The following is a 15,715-nucleotide window of genomic DNA, read 5'->3' on the forward strand; positions in this document are numbered from 1 at the left end:
GAACGTCCTGATGGCGCGAACCCCAATTTTAAATGATCAAAATCCCATACCAGCAAACCGAACGAGAGGCGATTGCCTGGTTCACGCGTATGAAAGGGAGGCCTTCGCGCGTTGATCGGCGGAATTTCGAGGAATGGCGCAAGACACCGGTTCATGCGGCAGCCTATGAGCGCGTGTCTTCGCTGTGGTCGTCGGCCGGTGGCCTCGGAGCTTCCCTCGGGCAAGCGGACAGGGGCGCGATCGGGGGCCATCTGACACGTATCGAGGAGCTTCGCCGGCGTCGAAGCGGGAAGAAGGCTGGGGCCTCCATGGTCTCAGTGCTGCTTGCGCTCGGCGCTTTTGGTTGGCTCTGGCTGGAAAGGCCGCATTTTCTTCAGGATATCCGCGCCGACTATGTCGCCGAACGCGGTGAACAACGTTCGATCACCCTGTCTGACGGTTCAACCGTGCTTCTTGACGCCGATAGCGCTGTAACCGTCGACATGACGGATAGAGAGCGACGCATTGGTCTTCTGCGCGGAACGGCTTACTTTGAAGTGCAGCCGTCGTCGGTTCCTTTCATCGTTGACGCCGCAAACGGCCATTCACGGGTTCTCGGAACAGCATTCGACATCTCCATCACGCAAGAAGGGGCCAAAGTAACGCTGGCACGGGGCAGCCTGCAGGTCTCGCTGGACGATGCGTCAACACATGTGGTCCTGAAGCCGGGCGAGAGCGTCGCTTATGGCCACAAAGGGCTTGGCGCGGCGGGCTCGGTCGAAATCTCCGAGGCGATGGCATGGCGAGAGGGACGTCTGGTGTTCAACAATATGCGTCTTTCCGACGTCCTCGCGCAGATCGAGCGAAATCGTGACGGCCGTATCGTCGTGATTGGCGATGCACTCGCAGAAAGACGGGTCAGCGGCAGCCTTCTGCTTGCCGATACCGATGCCGCGCTGGATGCAGTGCAGTCGATTGCCGGCTTCCGGATGCAGAAGCTCGGTAGCCACCTCGTCATCATCCGGTAGCAGGCTCATAGTTTCTAAAAGAAGATGACAAAAATATTCCACTTTTTGTGAGGGTGCTTCTCCACGGGGATCGTTAGGCCATTGAGAGGGTGCGCTGAGCGCACCGGCGATCGGTGAAATGGAAAGGCTTTCCTCATGAATGGCAACAGGATACGCAATCTGGCGCTGCTCCTAGCGACGACGGTCCTCATGGCGCCGGGAGGGGCTGTGTTGGTAGCTGGCCCCGCCTATGCGCAATCGGCATCCGATGCCGTTCATGCCTTCAACGTCCCGGCAAAACCCATCCGCCAGACGCTGCATGATATCGCGCGCGTCGCCGGCATCTCGGTGGTGTTCGATGAGACTGCAGCAGCATCGGTCGGTGGAAAAGCCGTCCAGGGCTCGATGACGACATCCGAGGCGATCAGTCGTGCTCTTTCGGGAAGTGGGCTTTCCTGGCGCTTTACCAATGGCAGCACGGTGACGATTACCGATCCGGCGGCGGGCGTCACGTCAGGAGCCGCAGGTGATGGTACCGTTCTGGAAACGATCACCGTCGATGGACGTTCGGCCATAACTGAAGGCACCGGATCTTACACCACCGGCGAAACCAGCGCGGCAACCCGCCTGCCATTGACCTTAAAGGGAACGCCGCAATCGACCTCGGTGGTCACCCGGCAGATCATCAGCGACCAGAAGCTTGATCGAGTACCAGACGTTCTCGACAATGCCACTGGCGTGATGTTCGATCCCGGCGAAACCGACCGCACCTCCGTTTATGCGCGCGGATTTACGATCGGGGAATACACCGTTGATGGTGTGGCCCGGCCTGATACGAACGAGTTCGGTGGCACATACGAATCTTCCGCAATCTATGACCGGATCGAAATCGTACGAGGCGCTGCCGGCCTCATGAAGTCGAGCGGTCAACCTTCCGCCTCCGTCAATCTGGTGCGAAAGCGCGCCACTAGCACCGACTTGACAGGTTATGTAAGCGGTCGCGCCGGCTCGTGGGAAAACTTCGGCGGTGAGGCTGACGTCCAGGGCTCGCTGAACGAGGCGGGAACGCTGAGAGGGCGTTTTGTCGCTGACGTAAGCGGCGGAAACTCGTTCCTTGATCGCTACAGCAATCTCAACCAGGCCTACTACGGGACGTTGGAAGCGGATGTTTCCGACACAACCACCGTTATCGGTGGCATCGAACATAGCCGGCACGCACCGGAGGGCTCGACCTGGGGAAGTTGGCCGCTCGTCTTCAGCGACGGCACGCCGACCGATTTCCGCCGCGGCTTCTCGACGGGGTTGGACTGGACCTATTGGAATTCCGACAGCACAACCGTCTTTGGTCGTGTAGAGCATGAGTTCGAAAATGGCTGGAAGGCGCAGGCAGCCCTGTCGCATACGATCCAGCACTACGATTCACAACTCTTGTACACTTATGATCTGCCAGATCCGGTTACGGGGCTCGGAGTCCAGCCTTACGCTGGAAAATTCGATCGTACACGCGTTGCCACTGCCGGCAATGTCGATGTGTCGGGCGAGATTGAAGCGATGGGTCGGACGCATGATCTGAGTTTCGGTGTATCCGCAAGCCGCTCCCATTTTGACGGCACCAATGCTTATGGAAGTGGGCTCGCTCCGATCGATCTTTTCAATTGGGATGGGTCTTATCCAGAACCGACCTGGGGCGCAGCGAACGTTGTTGAAAGCGAGGTGGTGCGCCAATATTCCGCTTACACGGCGTCTCGGCTCTCCATCACGGACCAACTCAATCTCATCCTCGGAGCGCGCTTCAATCGATGGGAGCAGGAGCCGCGTGAATTCAACAATCTGACGCCCTATGCCGGCGTCGTCTATGATTTCACCGACAGCTTCTCGGCCTATGCAAGCTATACGGAAATCTTCAACCCGCAGGACTACAAGGATCCGTCCGGGAATTATCTCGACCCCGAGGTGGGTGCCGGCTACGAAGCGGGGATCAAGGGATCCTTCTTTGATGATCGCCTGAATGCTTCGCTCTCCGTCTACCGTACGCAGAAGGATAACGTGGCCGAGGAGATTTCCGGCGTCTTCACGCCTGATGGCGAAATGGCGTTCAGGCCCGTCAAGGGTGTGAAGACCGAAGGCGTGGAACTCGAACTTTCCGGTGAGATCGCTCCGGATTGGCAACTGTTCTTCGGTGCCTCGACCTTCCGCAGTAAGCAGCCTGACCGCAGCGACCACAATGGCTTCCTGCCGCGCAGCAGCGTGAAGGTCTTCACCACCTACCAGCTGCCCGGTGAATGGGAAAAGCTCACCATCGGCGGTGGTCTCAAGTGGAACAGTTCGTCCTATGTCGATATCGACGGCGTCACCACGGCAAGCGGCACGACACGCTTCAAGCAGGACGCGTTCGTAACGGTCGACCTTATGGCGAAGTACGATTTCACCGAGACGCTTGTCGGCCAGGTGAACGTCAACAACGTCTTCAACGAAAAGTACTACATCCTGCGCAGCGGCGACAACGCGCCCTACGGGAAACCACTGAATGCGACGTTCACGCTGACGAAACGGTTCTGATCGTCATGAGACGCCTGAAAACCTTCATTCACGTTCTTGCCGTGCTCGTCCTGTCCTCCTCCGCCCCGGCCATGGCAGAAGGCGGCTCGTTTCCGGCGACGGTGGAACACGCGCTGGGAACCACGGTTGTACCCGCCGATCCCCAGAGGATCGTGACACTCGGCTGGAGTGGGGAGGATGCCGTCCTCGCCTTCGGCAAGGTGCCGGTCGCTATGACGAACTACAGCCTCTTCGAGCGCGGCGTGTTTCCCTGGAACGAGCCGAAGCTCGGCGATCAAAAGCCGGTACTTCTGGCGCAGGGGGAAGTGGACTTGGAACAGATCGCCGCGCTCAAACCGGACCTTATTCTCGGCGTCTATTCAGGGGTCGACGACGTCGCCTGGAAGCGCCTTTCGTCTATTGCACCGACGGTGGTGTACCGGTCCGGGCCGTGGCTGGCGAACTGGCGCGAGCAGACGGAGATGACGGGGGCGGCGCTCGGTCGCCCGGAGGAAGTGCGCCGGCTGATCGACGGGACCAATACGTTCCTGCGCTATCTCGGGTCGAAGCATCCCGATCTCAAGGGTAAAACCTTCGCCTTCGGCACCTATTTCGCCGGCAGCAGCGGCATTGTGGTCTATCTGCCGGATGATCCGCGGGTGGAAGCGCTGGTGGAGCTGGGTCTCAAGGTGCCGCCCGGCATCGAAGCACTCGGCAAATCCGCGCCCGGTGATTTCTCCGTCTCCGTGAGCCTTGAGGAGATATCGACGATCGACGCGGACATCCTGGTCATGTGGTACGGTCCCGGTGCACGGGCGGCGGCGGAAGCGCAGCCGCTGTTCAACACGCTCGGCGCTGTCAGACACGGCAGCTATGTCGCGCTGGAGGATCCGATCGATGTTTGGTCGACCTCGGCGCTCAGCGTTCTGTCGGTCCCCTATGGCTTTCCCCGTTTCGTGCCCAGGCTGGCGGGAGCGGCAGCGCGGGCAGGGGAGAAGTGACATGACGGTGAATGCCAAAGCCCTTTCGGGCGCTGATCATCACGATCACGACCATTATGTCGAAGACTACTTCCTGGCGACGGCGGCGTCGGTGGAGCGCCTGACGCCCTCTATGATCCGCGTGGTGCTGAAGGTGGAGGGAGGCGAGCGGCTGGTGCCGAGTGGCCACCCGGACGAATGGCTGCGACTGGCGCTCCCGCCCGATGCGGATACGCCGGTGACGCTGCCGGTCCTGATGGAGAACGGCAAGTGGGGCCGGCCGGATGGCTCTAAGCACTGCCCGAACCGGCCCTATACGATCCGCCGCTGGGATTCTGCGACCTGTGAGATGGTCATCGATATCGTCGTGCATGAGGGCGGTGTTGCCGCTGGCTGGGCGATGGCGGCGAAGGTCGGCGATGTCGTCGGCCTCTGCAACCCGGAGGGCCGATTCTGGCTGCCGAAGGGCAGCCGCTGGCTGATGATGCTCACCGACATTACCGGTCTCCCGGCCGTCGGCCGTGTGCTGGAGGACCTGCCGGCGGGTTTCCGGGCGATCGTGCATGTCGAGGTGCCCTCGGAAGCGGACAGACAGGAAATCGACACACAGGCGGATGTTACGATCATCTGGCATGCCAGCCACGGGCCGCGCGCGGATCGCCCCGGATATACGGACCTGCCGGGCATCGCTGCAGGGATCGGCAGCCTTCCGGACGGACCGGGCTATATCTACATCGCCGGCGAGGCCAAGGCTGCCGCCGCGTGCCGTACGCATTTTCGCGACGGCCTCGGTTTCGAGAAGGGTCGCATCGACGCCATCGGTTACTGGATCCAGGGGCAGGCTCGGATATGAGGGCCTTGCATACGCTGGTAGAGGAAAGGCCCTTGCGCAGGGACCCATGCATTGCGTCTTGCGGTCTGTGGCTTGGAATAGGCCTCCTGTTCGTTACCGCCCTTGCTCTGGCAAGCCTCCTTGTGGGTGCGCGTCCCATCGCTCCGTCCGTCGCACTGGATGCGTTCTTTTCCTATGACGCATCTTCTCCGCTTCATATCATCGTCAGGGACTACCGCCTTCCGCGCACGCTGCTTGCGGTCCTCTGCGGTGCAGCTTTCGCCGTATCCGGGGCGTTGATCCAGGCGGCGACGCGCAACCCTCTGGCCGATCCTGGCATTCTGGGTGTCAATGCGGGTGCGGCCTTCTTCGTGACCGTTGCCGTCGGCTTGCTCGGATGGCAGTCGATTGATGCCTATTTGTGGGCTGGCTTCCTTGGAGCTGTTGTCGTGACGCTCACCGTCTACGCGTTGGGCGCGGCCGGGCGCGATGGCGCGACGCCCGTGCGGCTGGTGCTTTCCGGCGTGGCGCTGTCGGCGGTGCTTGGCGGTATCGGTTCGGCGGTGACGCTGCTCGACCCGCAGGCTTTCGATGCGCTGCGCATGTGGTCGATCGGCTCGGTCGCCGGGCGCGACATGCATGTCGCTGTCGCCGTCGCGCCCTTCATTGTGCTGGGGCTCGTTATCGCGGTTGCCGCCGCACGCCCGCTCAATGCGGTAGCGCTCGGCGATAGCCTCGCCCGTGCTCTTGGCGCCGATGTGCTACGCGCCCGCATCCTCGTCGTGATCGCCGTCACGCTTCTTGCTGGCGCGGGCACGGCCGCGGCAGGTCCGATCGGCTTCATCGGGCTGATGGTGCCGCACGCCGTGCGCTGGTTCACGGGGCCAGACCAGCGGCGTATCCTTCCGCTCACCATGGTCTTCGGGCCGGTCCTGCTTCTTATCGCCGATATGACCGGTCGTCTCGTTCTCCATCCCGACGAGATCGAGGCAGGCATCGTCACCGCTTTCCTCGGTGCCCCGATCCTCATCCTGCTCGCACGGCGCGCCGAGGCGCGCGGCCTATGAGGCGGGATCGTTCCTCCTCCAGCGTCTTCGGTCGCCGCGTGCTCGCCGCCAGGGCGTTCGGCGACCGGCTGTCGTTTCTCCTGGATGTGCGCACACTTTCCATCGGCCTTACGCTTTTCCTTCTGGCGCTTGCCGTCGCCGCGATCACGCTGGCGAGCGGTACCTATGTCGTCACGCCCGCCGACGTGGCGCGGGCGCTCCTCGGAGAGGGCGAGGAGATGGCCCGCATGATCGTTGTCGAGTGGCGCCTGCCGCGCGCGCTGCTTGCGCTGCTGCTTGGCGGGGCACTCGGCATGAGTGGCGCGATCTTCCAGTCGCTGACGCGCAATCCGCTCGGTAGCCCGGATATCATCGGCTTTGCCGCCGGTTCCTATTCCGGAGCGCTGGTGGTTATCCTCCTCCTGTCGGGCGGCTACTACGAAACGGCGGCAGGCGCGCTAGTCGGCGGTATCGTCACGGCGCTTACGGTCTATCTCCTTGCCTGGCGTCGCGGCGTGAAGGGGTTCCGGCTGATCATCGTCGGCATCGGTGTCTCGGCCATGCTCGGCGCGTTCAATGCCTGGATGATCCGGCAGGCGGACCTCAAGGTGGCACTCGGCGCCGCCGTCTGGGGCGCGGGGTCGCTGAACGGTCTCGGTGTCGACCAGCTCATGCCTGTCATGGTGGTCCTGTGTCTTATCGTGCCACCGACGCTGTTCCTTGCGCGGCCAATGCGCCAACTCGAAATGGGTGACGACGCGGCCATGGCCTCCGGCGTGAATGCCAATCGGGTCCGTCTTTGCCTGATGGTGCTCGGCGTCGCGCTGACGGCCACTGTCACGGCCGCTGCTGGCCCCATCGCTTTCATTGCCCTCGCCGCTCCGCAGATTGCACGACGGTTGACGCGGTCAGCGGGCGTGGCGCTTTTGCCATCGGCGCTGATGGGCAGCCTGTTGCTGGCCGTCGCCGACTGGGTCGCCCAGCATGCCTTTACTACCCAGCTTCCCGTCGGCGTCATGACCGTCAGCATCGGCGGGCTCTATTTCCTCTGGCTCATCATCCGGGAGGGCCGTACATGACGGCAGACCGTCTCCACGCCCGAAACCTCACGCTCCGCTATGAGGAGCGCACGATCTCGCAGGATCTCTCCGTCACCATCCCCGACGGATCCTTCACAGTCGTCGTCGGGTCGAATGCCTGCGGCAAGTCAACTTTGCTGCGTGCCCTGTCGCGGCTGCTCGCTCCCGCAAGCGGGAGTGTGATCCTCGATGGCAAACCCATCGGTGCGCTGTCGTCAAAGGACGTGGCCCGCCGGCTGGGCCTGTTGCCGCAGAGCGCAGTCGCCCCCGAGGGCATCACCGTCGCTGATCTCGTGGCGCGTGGACGCTATCCGCACCAACCCTTCCTCCGGCAATGGTCCCGGACGGATGAGGCGGCCGTCATTGCGGCGATGGAAGCGACACATGTCGCCGATCTCTCCGGTCGTCTTGTCGATGAACTTTCTGGAGGCCAGCGCCAACGCGTGTGGATCGCCATGGTGCTCGCCCAGGAAACGCCAATCCTGCTGCTCGACGAGCCCACGACCTTCCTCGACATCGCCCACCAGATCGAAATGCTCGATCTCCTTTCCGACCTCAATGCCGAAGGCCGCACCGTCGTTGCGGTCCTGCATGATCTCAATCATGCCTGCCGCTATGCCTCCCATCTCATCGCCATGAAGGACGGTAACGTTATTGCGCAAGGGCGACCAACCGACATTGTAACGGAACGCCTTGTTCAAACTGTCTTTGGCCTCTCCTCTATCATCATGGACGATCCCGTCTCTGGAACCCCCATGGTCGTGCCAAAAGGGCGACGAAAAGGCGTGTGCTGGGAGAAAGACCAAACGGAGGTGGGAGGACCGACGCCTTCGATCACCTTGGCCGACATTGCCGATACCGAAGAAAGCCTGCCCGATGATTAGTGTTCTGAAGCGTTTTGCGTCCTATTACCGTCCGCACTGTGGGCTTTTCGCGCTGGATTTCTCCTCCGCGGTGATCGCGGGCCTCTTGGAACTGGCGTTTCCCGTGGCGGTGACGCTGTTCATCGACCGCCTGCTGCCGACCGGCCGGCTCGATCTCATCGCGCTCGCCGCCGTCGGCCTGTTCCTGATCTATGTCGTCAATGCCGGCCTGCAGGTCATCGTCACCTATTGGGGCCACATGCTGGGCATCCGCATCGAGGCCGAGATGCGCCGCAAGGCCTTCGACCATCTGCAGAAGCTCTCCTTCGGCTTCTTCGACAACCAGAAGACGGGCCATCTCGTGGCGCGCCTGACCAAGGATCTGGAAGAGATCGGCGAGGTGGCCCATCACGGGCCGGAGGATCTCTTCATCGCCATCATGACGCTGATCGGCGCCTTCCTCCTCATGCTCTGGGTGCATGTGCCGCTGGCGCTGATCACCGCCATCATCGTCCCGCTGACGGCCTTCGTCACCACCCATTACGGCGTGCGCATGACCACGACCTGGCACGCGATCTACGGCCGCGTCGCCGATTTCAACGCCCGCATCGAGGAGAATGTCGGCGGCATCCGCGTCGTGCAGGCCTTCGCCAACGAGGATCACGAACGCCGGCTCTTTGCCGAGAGCAACCGCAACTACCTCGTCACCAAGCTTCAGGCCTACAAGGTGATGGCCGCCTCCATGTCGCTCTCCTACCTTTCCATGCGCTTCGTGCAGGTGGTGGTGATGCTGGCGGGCGCCTGGTTCGTCACGCGCGGCGAGCTTTCGGCCGGCGGCTTCGTCGGCTTCCTGCTCCTGGTCGGGGTGTTCTTCCGGCCGATCGACAAGATCAACTCGATCATCGAGACCTATCCCAAGGGCATCGCCGGCTTCACGCGCTACACGCAGTTCCTCGACACCGAACCCGACATCAGGGACCGCGAGGATGCCCGGGAGGTCGGACGGCTCGCCGGCGATATCGAATACCGCGGCGTCGGCTTCGGCTATCGTTCCGACCGGTCGGTCTTCGACGGGCTGGACCTTGCCGTGCGGGCGGGCGAGACGATCGCCTTCGTCGGCCCGTCGGGCGCCGGCAAGACGACGATCTGCTCGCTGCTGCCGCGCTTCTACGAGGTGACGGGCGGGGCGATCAGCATCGACGGCATCGACATCCGCGACATGACGCTGAAATCGCTGCGCTCCAATATCGGCATCGTCCAGCAGGACGTCTTCCTGTTCGCCGGCACGATCCGCGAGAACATCGCCTATGGCCGGCTGGAGGCGAGCGAGGCGGAGATCGTCGAGGCCGCCCGCCGCGCGCGTCTCGACGACGTGATCGCCGGCCTGCCCGACGGCCTCGATACCCTGATCGGCGAGCGCGGGGTGAAACTCTCCGGTGGCCAGAAGCAGCGCCTCGCCATCGCCCGCATCTTCCTGAGGAACCCGCCGATCCTCATCCTCGACGAGGCGACCTCGGCGCTCGACACGGAGACGGAGCGCGCCATCCAGCAATCCCTTGCCGAACTTTCGGCCGGCCGCACGACGCTCGTCATCGCCCACCGTCTCGCGACCATCGCGAACGCCGACCGAATCCTCGTCGTCGATGACGGCCGCATCGTCGAAAGCGGCAATCATGCCGGGCTCATCGCCCGCAAGAACGGGCGGTATCAAAGCCTCCACGTTGCTCAGAAAGGCAAAGGCAAAGCATGTAAGGTGGGCACGACTGGCTGACTCTGGCACCACCAGTCAGAAAAGAATGTGAATGATATATAAACAGATCAATTCTGAATGGATGATCCGTATTTATATCTTTTTTGTTGACCGATCTTAGAATGTTTGAGATAGCTTGTCTAATCCACGGAGAACGGTTGGGTAGGTCGGATGGCACGGTCTGAGTCAGATGCCTTGCTGGAAGTCGGGCGGTTGCTAAAGGCTACCCGCAAAGGCCGGCAACTGACCCAGGAGCAGGTTGCCGACATGGCGGGCATATCGCGTCCCCGCTATCGCGAGATAGAAGCCGGAAGCAGTGCTGCGCGCACGACGACCCTGATCAACATCGCCCGTGCTCTCGGACTTGAGTTGATGCTTATACCGCAGGCGATGGTTCCGGCCGTCGACGCGCTGCTGCGACCGCATGACGATCTCGACGATCTCCCGGCATTCATGGCTCATGCAGACGGGGATGAGAATGCCTGAAGCTTCATCCGATCCGAGATCCATCTCGTCGCTCGACGTGCTGCTGAACGATATGAAGGTCGGCACGATCGTCAGGACGCCCGGCGATTTCAACGCCTTCAGCTTCGAGGACAGCTATCGCGCATCGGGCGGCTTCCCAGTGCTCAGCCTGTCTTTTCGCGCAGCCAGTGGCGGCTTGCGTAAGGACCCGAAACCCGTTGCCAGAGCGTTGCCGGCGTTCTTCGCCAATCTGCTCCCCGAAGACAAGCTGCGGGAAGCGATGGAAAAACACCACGCGGGGAGTGTCCGCGCCGGAAACGATTTCGACCTGCTCGCCGCACTGGGTTCGGATCTGCCAGGCGCCGTCCGCGTCGTGCCGAGCGACGGGACGATTGCCCGTCTCGACAATCTGCCCGCTACCAAGCCGAAAGCCCGGTTTTCGCTCGCCGGCGTTCAGATGAAGCTTTCGGTCATCAAGAACACGGGGAAGGGCGGTGGACTGACGTTGCCGATCGGCGACGAGCAGGGGGCCTACATTGCCAAGTTTCCATCGACCTCGTTTCCCGGCGTGTCGGAAAACGAATATGCCAATCTTGCACTGGCTGAAGCGATCGGCATGGAGGTTCCGGAGCGTGAACTCGTCGAGCAATCAGAGTTCGAAGGTATCCCGAAGGAGTTCGAGACGCTGTCGGACGGTAGAGTCCTGCTCGTCAAACGTTTCGATCGTGGCGCAAACGGCGAGCGGATCCATATCGAGGATTTCGCGCAGGTATTCGGCGTCTATCCTTCGCGGAAATACGAAGGAGCTGCATATCATGATATTGCCGCAGCCTTGAACGTTGCCGTTTCGTCCGACGCTGCGCTCGAGTTCGTCCGCCGACTGGCTCTGGCTGCCATAACCGGCAATGGTGACATGCACCTGAAAAACTGGTCGCTGATCTATCGCGGAGCGGGCGATAAACCGGAGTTTGCGCCTGTCTACGACGTGCTCTCGATAATCCCTTACATCCCTGCAGATGCCATGGCTCTGTCGCTCGCCGGCGAGCGCCCCTTCAAGGCGTTGAATGCGCAACGATGGAAAGCCTTCGCCAATCGCGCGCGCTTGCCGGAAGCGGCCGTGCTTAAAGCGGTGGTCGATACGGTCGAGCGCGTCAACGAAGTTTGGTGGTCGCTGCCGGAACGTAGTGTCGCTCGGGCGAAGGTTCTCGAGCGTATCGATACGCATGTAAGGCTGATGACGCCGATCCTTGGCACGTGCGTGGAGTGAAGCCATGTGTCAGTTCACGACACGTAACAGGCATCACCAAATAAAGGCGCTGACCCCAACTTAGGAGGGATCAAGATCCCGCAGCTATTAGATAATCCGGCACAGAGCAAAAAACGAAATAGCAGGTCTCAGGTTCACATCCCTTCAAGAGCTTAATGATGCTGCTTTTGTTGGTTTTAGATGTTCCTTATGTGCGTTGCGCCGGGGGTCTTTTGGGGCCAGCCATTCAAAAATAGTAGTTGGCGAGCCGTTTACCGGCTGATACCTTCACCTCGAATGTAGTTCCATAGAGTGCTTCGAGCACAACTGGATCGATGATCTCCTCCGGTGGCCCCTGCCTGAGAATCCGGCCCTCGCGCATAGCGATGATGTGGTCGGCATGGCAGGAGGCGAAGTTGATATCGTGCAGCACGACGACGACGGTCTTCCCGAGTTCGTCGGCCGCGCGGCGGATCATGCGCATCATCGAGACGGCATGGCGGATGTCGAGATTGTTGAGCGGCTCGTCGAAGAGCACGTAGTCGGTATCCTGGCAGAGCACCATGGCGACGAAGGCGCGCTGCCGCTGACCGCCCGAGAGTTGGTCGAGGAAGCGGTCTCTCAGGTCGGAAAGATCCACATAGCCGAGCGCGTCTTCAATATGGCGCGCGTCCTCCACAGTCAGCCGGCCGCGCGAATAGGGATAGCGGCCGAAGGCGACAAGATCACCGACGGTCAGGCGTGAGGCCATCTGGTTGTCCTGCCGGAGAATGGACAGGCGCCGCGCTAGCACGTCGCTCGCGGTCTTCGTGACATCCAGGCCATCAATGCTGACCGTTCCCGCATCAAGGGCTATGAGGCGGCTAACCATTGACAGGAGCGTGGATTTTCCTGCACCGTTCGGGCCTATGATCGCCGTCACGCCGCCGCCAGCGAATTCAAGGCTCACGCCATCCACGACGATGGTTTCGCCATAGCGCTTTATAGCGTTTTCCACGCGGATCATCGGGTTTTTCCCCTTACGAGCAGGATTAGGAAGACAAGCCCGCCGACGAATTCGATAACGATGCCGACGGCGGTGTCGAAGGCCAGCATACGCTCCAGCACGAGCTGGCCACCGACAAGGCTGATGACGGCAGCAAGCACGGCGGCTGGCAGCGTGAAGCGGTGCAGGTTAAGCGGCATTATCTGATAGGCGAGGCTCGCCACTAAGAGACCGAAAAAGGTGACCGGGCCGACAAGCGCCGTCGATACCGAGACTAGAACGGCGATCAGCACGAGGATCTGCGTGGTCAAACGGCGATGCGCGACGCCGAGCGTGATGGCGCTCTCCCTGCCGAGGGCGAGGATGTCGAAGGTGGGGAAGAGATGCCAAGCCGCGATGCCCGCCCCGGCGATCATGAGCGCGGAGAGCGCGAGCAGACCCGTATCGAAGCTGTTGAAGCTCGCAAAGAGCCGGTCCTGCAGCACGATGAATTCGTTCGGGTCGATCACACGCTGGAGAAACCCTGAGACGCTGCGGAACAGGATGCCGAAGATGATGCCGACCAGCATCAGCACATGAAGGCTACGCACGGCGCCCGAAAAGAGCCAGCGATAGAGCAGGCAGGAGAAGAGCATCATGGCGCCGCACTCGACGACGAAGAGCAGACGTGGATCGATGGTGCTCGTCACCTGTGCGCCGAGGAAGAACATCATCACCGTCTGGATCAGCGCATACAACGCATCGAAACCCATGATCGACGGGGTGAGGATGCGGTTGTTGGTAATGGTCTGGAACAGCACGGTCGACAGGGCGATCGCATAGGCGACGAGCAGCATGCCGGCAAGCTTGACGCCGCGGAAGGGCAAGACGAAGGACCAGCTTCCCTTGGCGCCGAGCGTCATGAAGAGAAGACAGACGGCGGCAGCGGCAATGCCGAGCAGGATGAGCGTGCGCCGGGAGCGCGCAAGGAGAACGGCTCTAGGCTGCACGCAAACGTCTCCTCAGGACAAGATAGAGGAAGAAGGCGCTGCCGAGCATGCCGAGCACTGTGCCGACGGGTACCTCGAACGGCGCGATGACGAGGCGGCCGATCATGTCGCAGACGACGACGAGGCCGGCACCGATGATCGCGACCCAGGGCAGGGAGCGGCGCAGCCGGTCGCCCATCGCCATGGCGACGAGGTTGGGCACGATGAGGCCGAGAAACGGCATCATGCCGACCGTGACGACGACGGCGGCCGTGACCATCGAGACGATGACGAGGCCGAGCGTGACGACGCGGCCATAGTGGACGCCGAGATTGGTGGCGAAGGCCTCGCCCATGCCGATCACGGTAAACCGGTCGGCGGCAGCATAGGCAAGGGCGGTCAGGCCAAGCGACAGCCAAAGCAATTCATAACGTCCGCGCAGCACGGCGGAGAAGTCTCCGGTCGTCCAAGCGCCGAGCGATTGCAGCATGTCGTAGCGATAGGCGAAGAAGGTGGTGACCGCGCTGATGATGCCGCCGAGCATGATGCCGACGAGCGGCACCATCAGCGGCGAGCGCAGCGGAATGCGCGTCAGGATCAGTAGGAAGAGGCCGGTGCCGGCAAGCGCGAAGGCCGTCGCGACGAGCATTTTCAGATAGACCGACAGGTCCGGCGCCAGAAGCAGAACCACAAGAATGCCGAGGCCGGCGGATTCGACGGTTCCGGCAGTCGAGGGCTCGACGAAGCGGTTGCGTGCCAGCATCTGCATGATCGTGCCGCAGACGGCCATGCCGGCGCCGGCAAAGAGCAGCGCCAGCGTGCGCGGAATGCGCACCTCGATGAGCACGAGCCGCGCCGTTGCGTTTTCGCCTGCAAGAAGGGCGGAAAGCGAAAGGTCGCTCACGCCGATGAGGACGCTCACGACCGAAAGCAGCAGCAGGGCTGAAAGGGCAAGGACATACTTCAAGTCAGGCATTCACCGGTCATGCCAGGCGGGGTCGCTATGTGCCCCGCCTGTCGTTTCAAGATTTTCCTAGGGCTGCGGCGAGCTGGTCGACCGTCCGCTGCATCGAGGAAATACCGCCGCCGACGAGATACCAGGCCGCCGCATCGAGATAGACAACGTTTCCGCCCTGCCAGGCCTTCGTCTGCCTGACGACCTCATTGTCGAGGAACTGGGCAGCAGCCGTGCCCTCGCGGCCGATCGCGGTATCGCGGTCGATCACGAAGAGCCAGTCGGGATTGGTTTCAAGGATATATTCGAACGATATGGCCTGGCCGTGGTTGCCGACATTTTGCGTTTCTGCAGCTGGCAAAACGCCGTAGGCGCTGTGCAGCATACCGAAGCGCGAACCGGGACCGTAGGCGCTCATCTTGCCTCCGGTGGTCAGGATCAGCAGGCCCTTGCCCTTGCCGGCCGCTAGCGTCTTCAGGTCGGCAACGGCGCTGTCAAGCCTGGCGAGAAGCGCGTCGCCCTCGGCCTTTTTGTCGAACAGGCCGGCCAGTGTGGCGACGTTGTTCTTCGCTTCCTCGATATAGTTCTTGGCATCGACGGTGAGGTCGATGGTGGGGGCGATCTTGGCAAGCTCGGGGTATTTGGCGGCCGAGCGGCCCGCGACGATGATCAGGTCCGGCTCGGCCGCATTGACGGCCTCGTAATCCGGCTCGAACAGCGTGCCGATCTTCAGATATTTCTCGTCGTTGTAGCTCTTGAGATAATCGGGCTTGCCGCCGCCGGGGACGCCGGCCACTTCGACGCCGAGGGCGGTGAGTGTATCGAGCGAGGCAAGATCGAAGACCAGCACCTTTTCCGGCTTGGCCGCGAATGTCGCCTCGCCCTGCTTGTGCCTGATCACGATGTCGGCTGCCGAGGCGGCGCTGCCAAAGAGCGCCGTTGCGATGAAGGCGAGCGCGGCGAAGAGCGACGCGGACCGGGAGAGTTTCATGTTTTCAGCTCCTGCAGTTTCGAACGGGCCC

The 15,715-nt window shown here is 61.9% G+C and carries 14 protein-coding genes; 10 read left to right on the forward strand and 4 right to left on the reverse strand.

The window, feature by feature from the left end; all coding sequences use genetic code 11:
• Nucleotides 1–32: 32 nt before the first annotated feature.
• The 10 genes from AB3G45_RS03070 to AB3G45_RS03115 all read left to right on the forward strand — a co-directional run bounded on the left by AB3G45_RS03070 (nucleotide 33) and on the right by AB3G45_RS03115 (nucleotide 11,806).
• The gene (locus AB3G45_RS03070; RefSeq protein WP_367829182.1) at nucleotides 33–1,007 is read left to right on the forward strand and encodes a FecR domain-containing protein; all 975 of its coding nucleotides are present in this window, start codon (nucleotides 33–35) and stop codon (nucleotides 1,005–1,007) included.
• Nucleotides 1,008–1,142: 135 nt separating this feature from the next.
• Nucleotides 1,143–3,545 (forward strand): TonB-dependent siderophore receptor, encoded by a 2,403-nt coding sequence (locus AB3G45_RS03075; protein WP_367829183.1) that lies wholly within the window; start codon nucleotides 1,143–1,145, stop codon nucleotides 3,543–3,545.
• Between the two features lie 5 nt (nucleotides 3,546–3,550).
• Nucleotides 3,551–4,525 carry an iron-siderophore ABC transporter substrate-binding protein gene (locus AB3G45_RS03080; RefSeq protein ID WP_367829184.1) on the forward strand — a complete coding sequence of 325 codons (975 nt, stop codon included), beginning with the start codon at nucleotides 3,551–3,553 and terminating at the stop codon, nucleotides 4,523–4,525.
• Between the two features lies 1 nt (nucleotide 4,526).
• On the forward strand, nucleotides 4,527–5,357 hold the full coding sequence (locus AB3G45_RS03085) for a siderophore-interacting protein (RefSeq protein ID WP_367829185.1): 831 nt from the start codon (nucleotides 4,527–4,529) through the stop codon (nucleotides 5,355–5,357).
• A gap of 5 nt (nucleotides 5,358–5,362) precedes the next feature.
• Nucleotides 5,363–6,403, forward strand: a complete 1,041-nt coding sequence (locus AB3G45_RS03090; RefSeq protein WP_367829186.1) for a FecCD family ABC transporter permease — start codon at nucleotides 5,363–5,365, stop codon at nucleotides 6,401–6,403.
• Complete coding sequence (locus AB3G45_RS03095) at nucleotides 6,400–7,461, forward strand: FecCD family ABC transporter permease (protein ID WP_367829187.1); 1,062 nt, start codon at nucleotides 6,400–6,402, stop codon at nucleotides 7,459–7,461. Before AB3G45_RS03090 ends, AB3G45_RS03095 begins: the two co-directional genes overlap by 4 nt.
• Nucleotides 7,458–8,345: an ABC transporter ATP-binding protein gene (locus AB3G45_RS03100; protein WP_367829188.1), complete on the forward strand. Its 888-nt coding sequence runs from the start codon at nucleotides 7,458–7,460 to the stop codon at nucleotides 8,343–8,345. The genes AB3G45_RS03095 and AB3G45_RS03100 overlap by 4 nt, the downstream gene beginning before the upstream one ends.
• Complete coding sequence (locus AB3G45_RS03105; RefSeq protein WP_367829189.1) at nucleotides 8,338–10,095, forward strand: ABC transporter ATP-binding protein; 1,758 nt, start codon at nucleotides 8,338–8,340, stop codon at nucleotides 10,093–10,095. The genes AB3G45_RS03100 and AB3G45_RS03105 overlap by 8 nt, the downstream gene beginning before the upstream one ends.
• A 150-nt stretch (nucleotides 10,096–10,245) precedes the next feature.
• On the forward strand, nucleotides 10,246–10,560 hold the full coding sequence (locus tag AB3G45_RS03110) for a helix-turn-helix domain-containing protein (protein WP_184140528.1): 315 nt from the start codon (nucleotides 10,246–10,248) through the stop codon (nucleotides 10,558–10,560).
• On the forward strand, nucleotides 10,553–11,806 hold the full coding sequence (locus AB3G45_RS03115; RefSeq protein ID WP_367829190.1) for a type II toxin-antitoxin system HipA family toxin: 1,254 nt from the start codon (nucleotides 10,553–10,555) through the stop codon (nucleotides 11,804–11,806). The genes AB3G45_RS03110 and AB3G45_RS03115 overlap by 8 nt, the downstream gene beginning before the upstream one ends.
• 226 nt (nucleotides 11,807–12,032) lie before the next feature.
• Here AB3G45_RS03115 and AB3G45_RS03120 read toward each other — a convergent pair whose 3' ends face one another.
• The 4 genes from AB3G45_RS03120 to AB3G45_RS03135 form a co-directional block, all read right to left on the reverse strand.
• Nucleotides 12,033–12,791: an ABC transporter ATP-binding protein gene (locus AB3G45_RS03120; protein WP_367829191.1), complete on the reverse strand. Its 759-nt coding sequence runs from the start codon at nucleotides 12,789–12,791 to the stop codon at nucleotides 12,033–12,035.
• Entirely contained in the window at nucleotides 12,788–13,672 is an 885-nt protein-coding gene (locus tag AB3G45_RS03125) for an iron chelate uptake ABC transporter family permease subunit (RefSeq protein WP_367829337.1), read from the reverse strand. The genes AB3G45_RS03120 and AB3G45_RS03125 overlap by 4 nt, the downstream gene beginning before the upstream one ends.
• A 76-nt stretch (nucleotides 13,673–13,748) precedes the next feature.
• On the reverse strand, nucleotides 13,749–14,714 hold the full coding sequence (locus AB3G45_RS03130) for an ABC transporter permease (protein WP_367829192.1): 966 nt from the start codon (nucleotides 14,712–14,714) through the stop codon (nucleotides 13,749–13,751).
• Between the two features lie 46 nt (nucleotides 14,715–14,760).
• The gene (locus AB3G45_RS03135) at nucleotides 14,761–15,684 is read right to left on the reverse strand and encodes a siderophore ABC transporter substrate-binding protein (protein WP_367829193.1); all 924 of its coding nucleotides are present in this window, start codon (nucleotides 15,682–15,684) and stop codon (nucleotides 14,761–14,763) included.
• Nucleotides 15,685–15,715 lie beyond the last annotated feature (31 nt).

The organism is Shinella sp. S4-D37 (assembly GCF_040812195.1).
GTDB lineage: Bacteria > Pseudomonadota > Alphaproteobacteria > Rhizobiales > Rhizobiaceae > Shinella.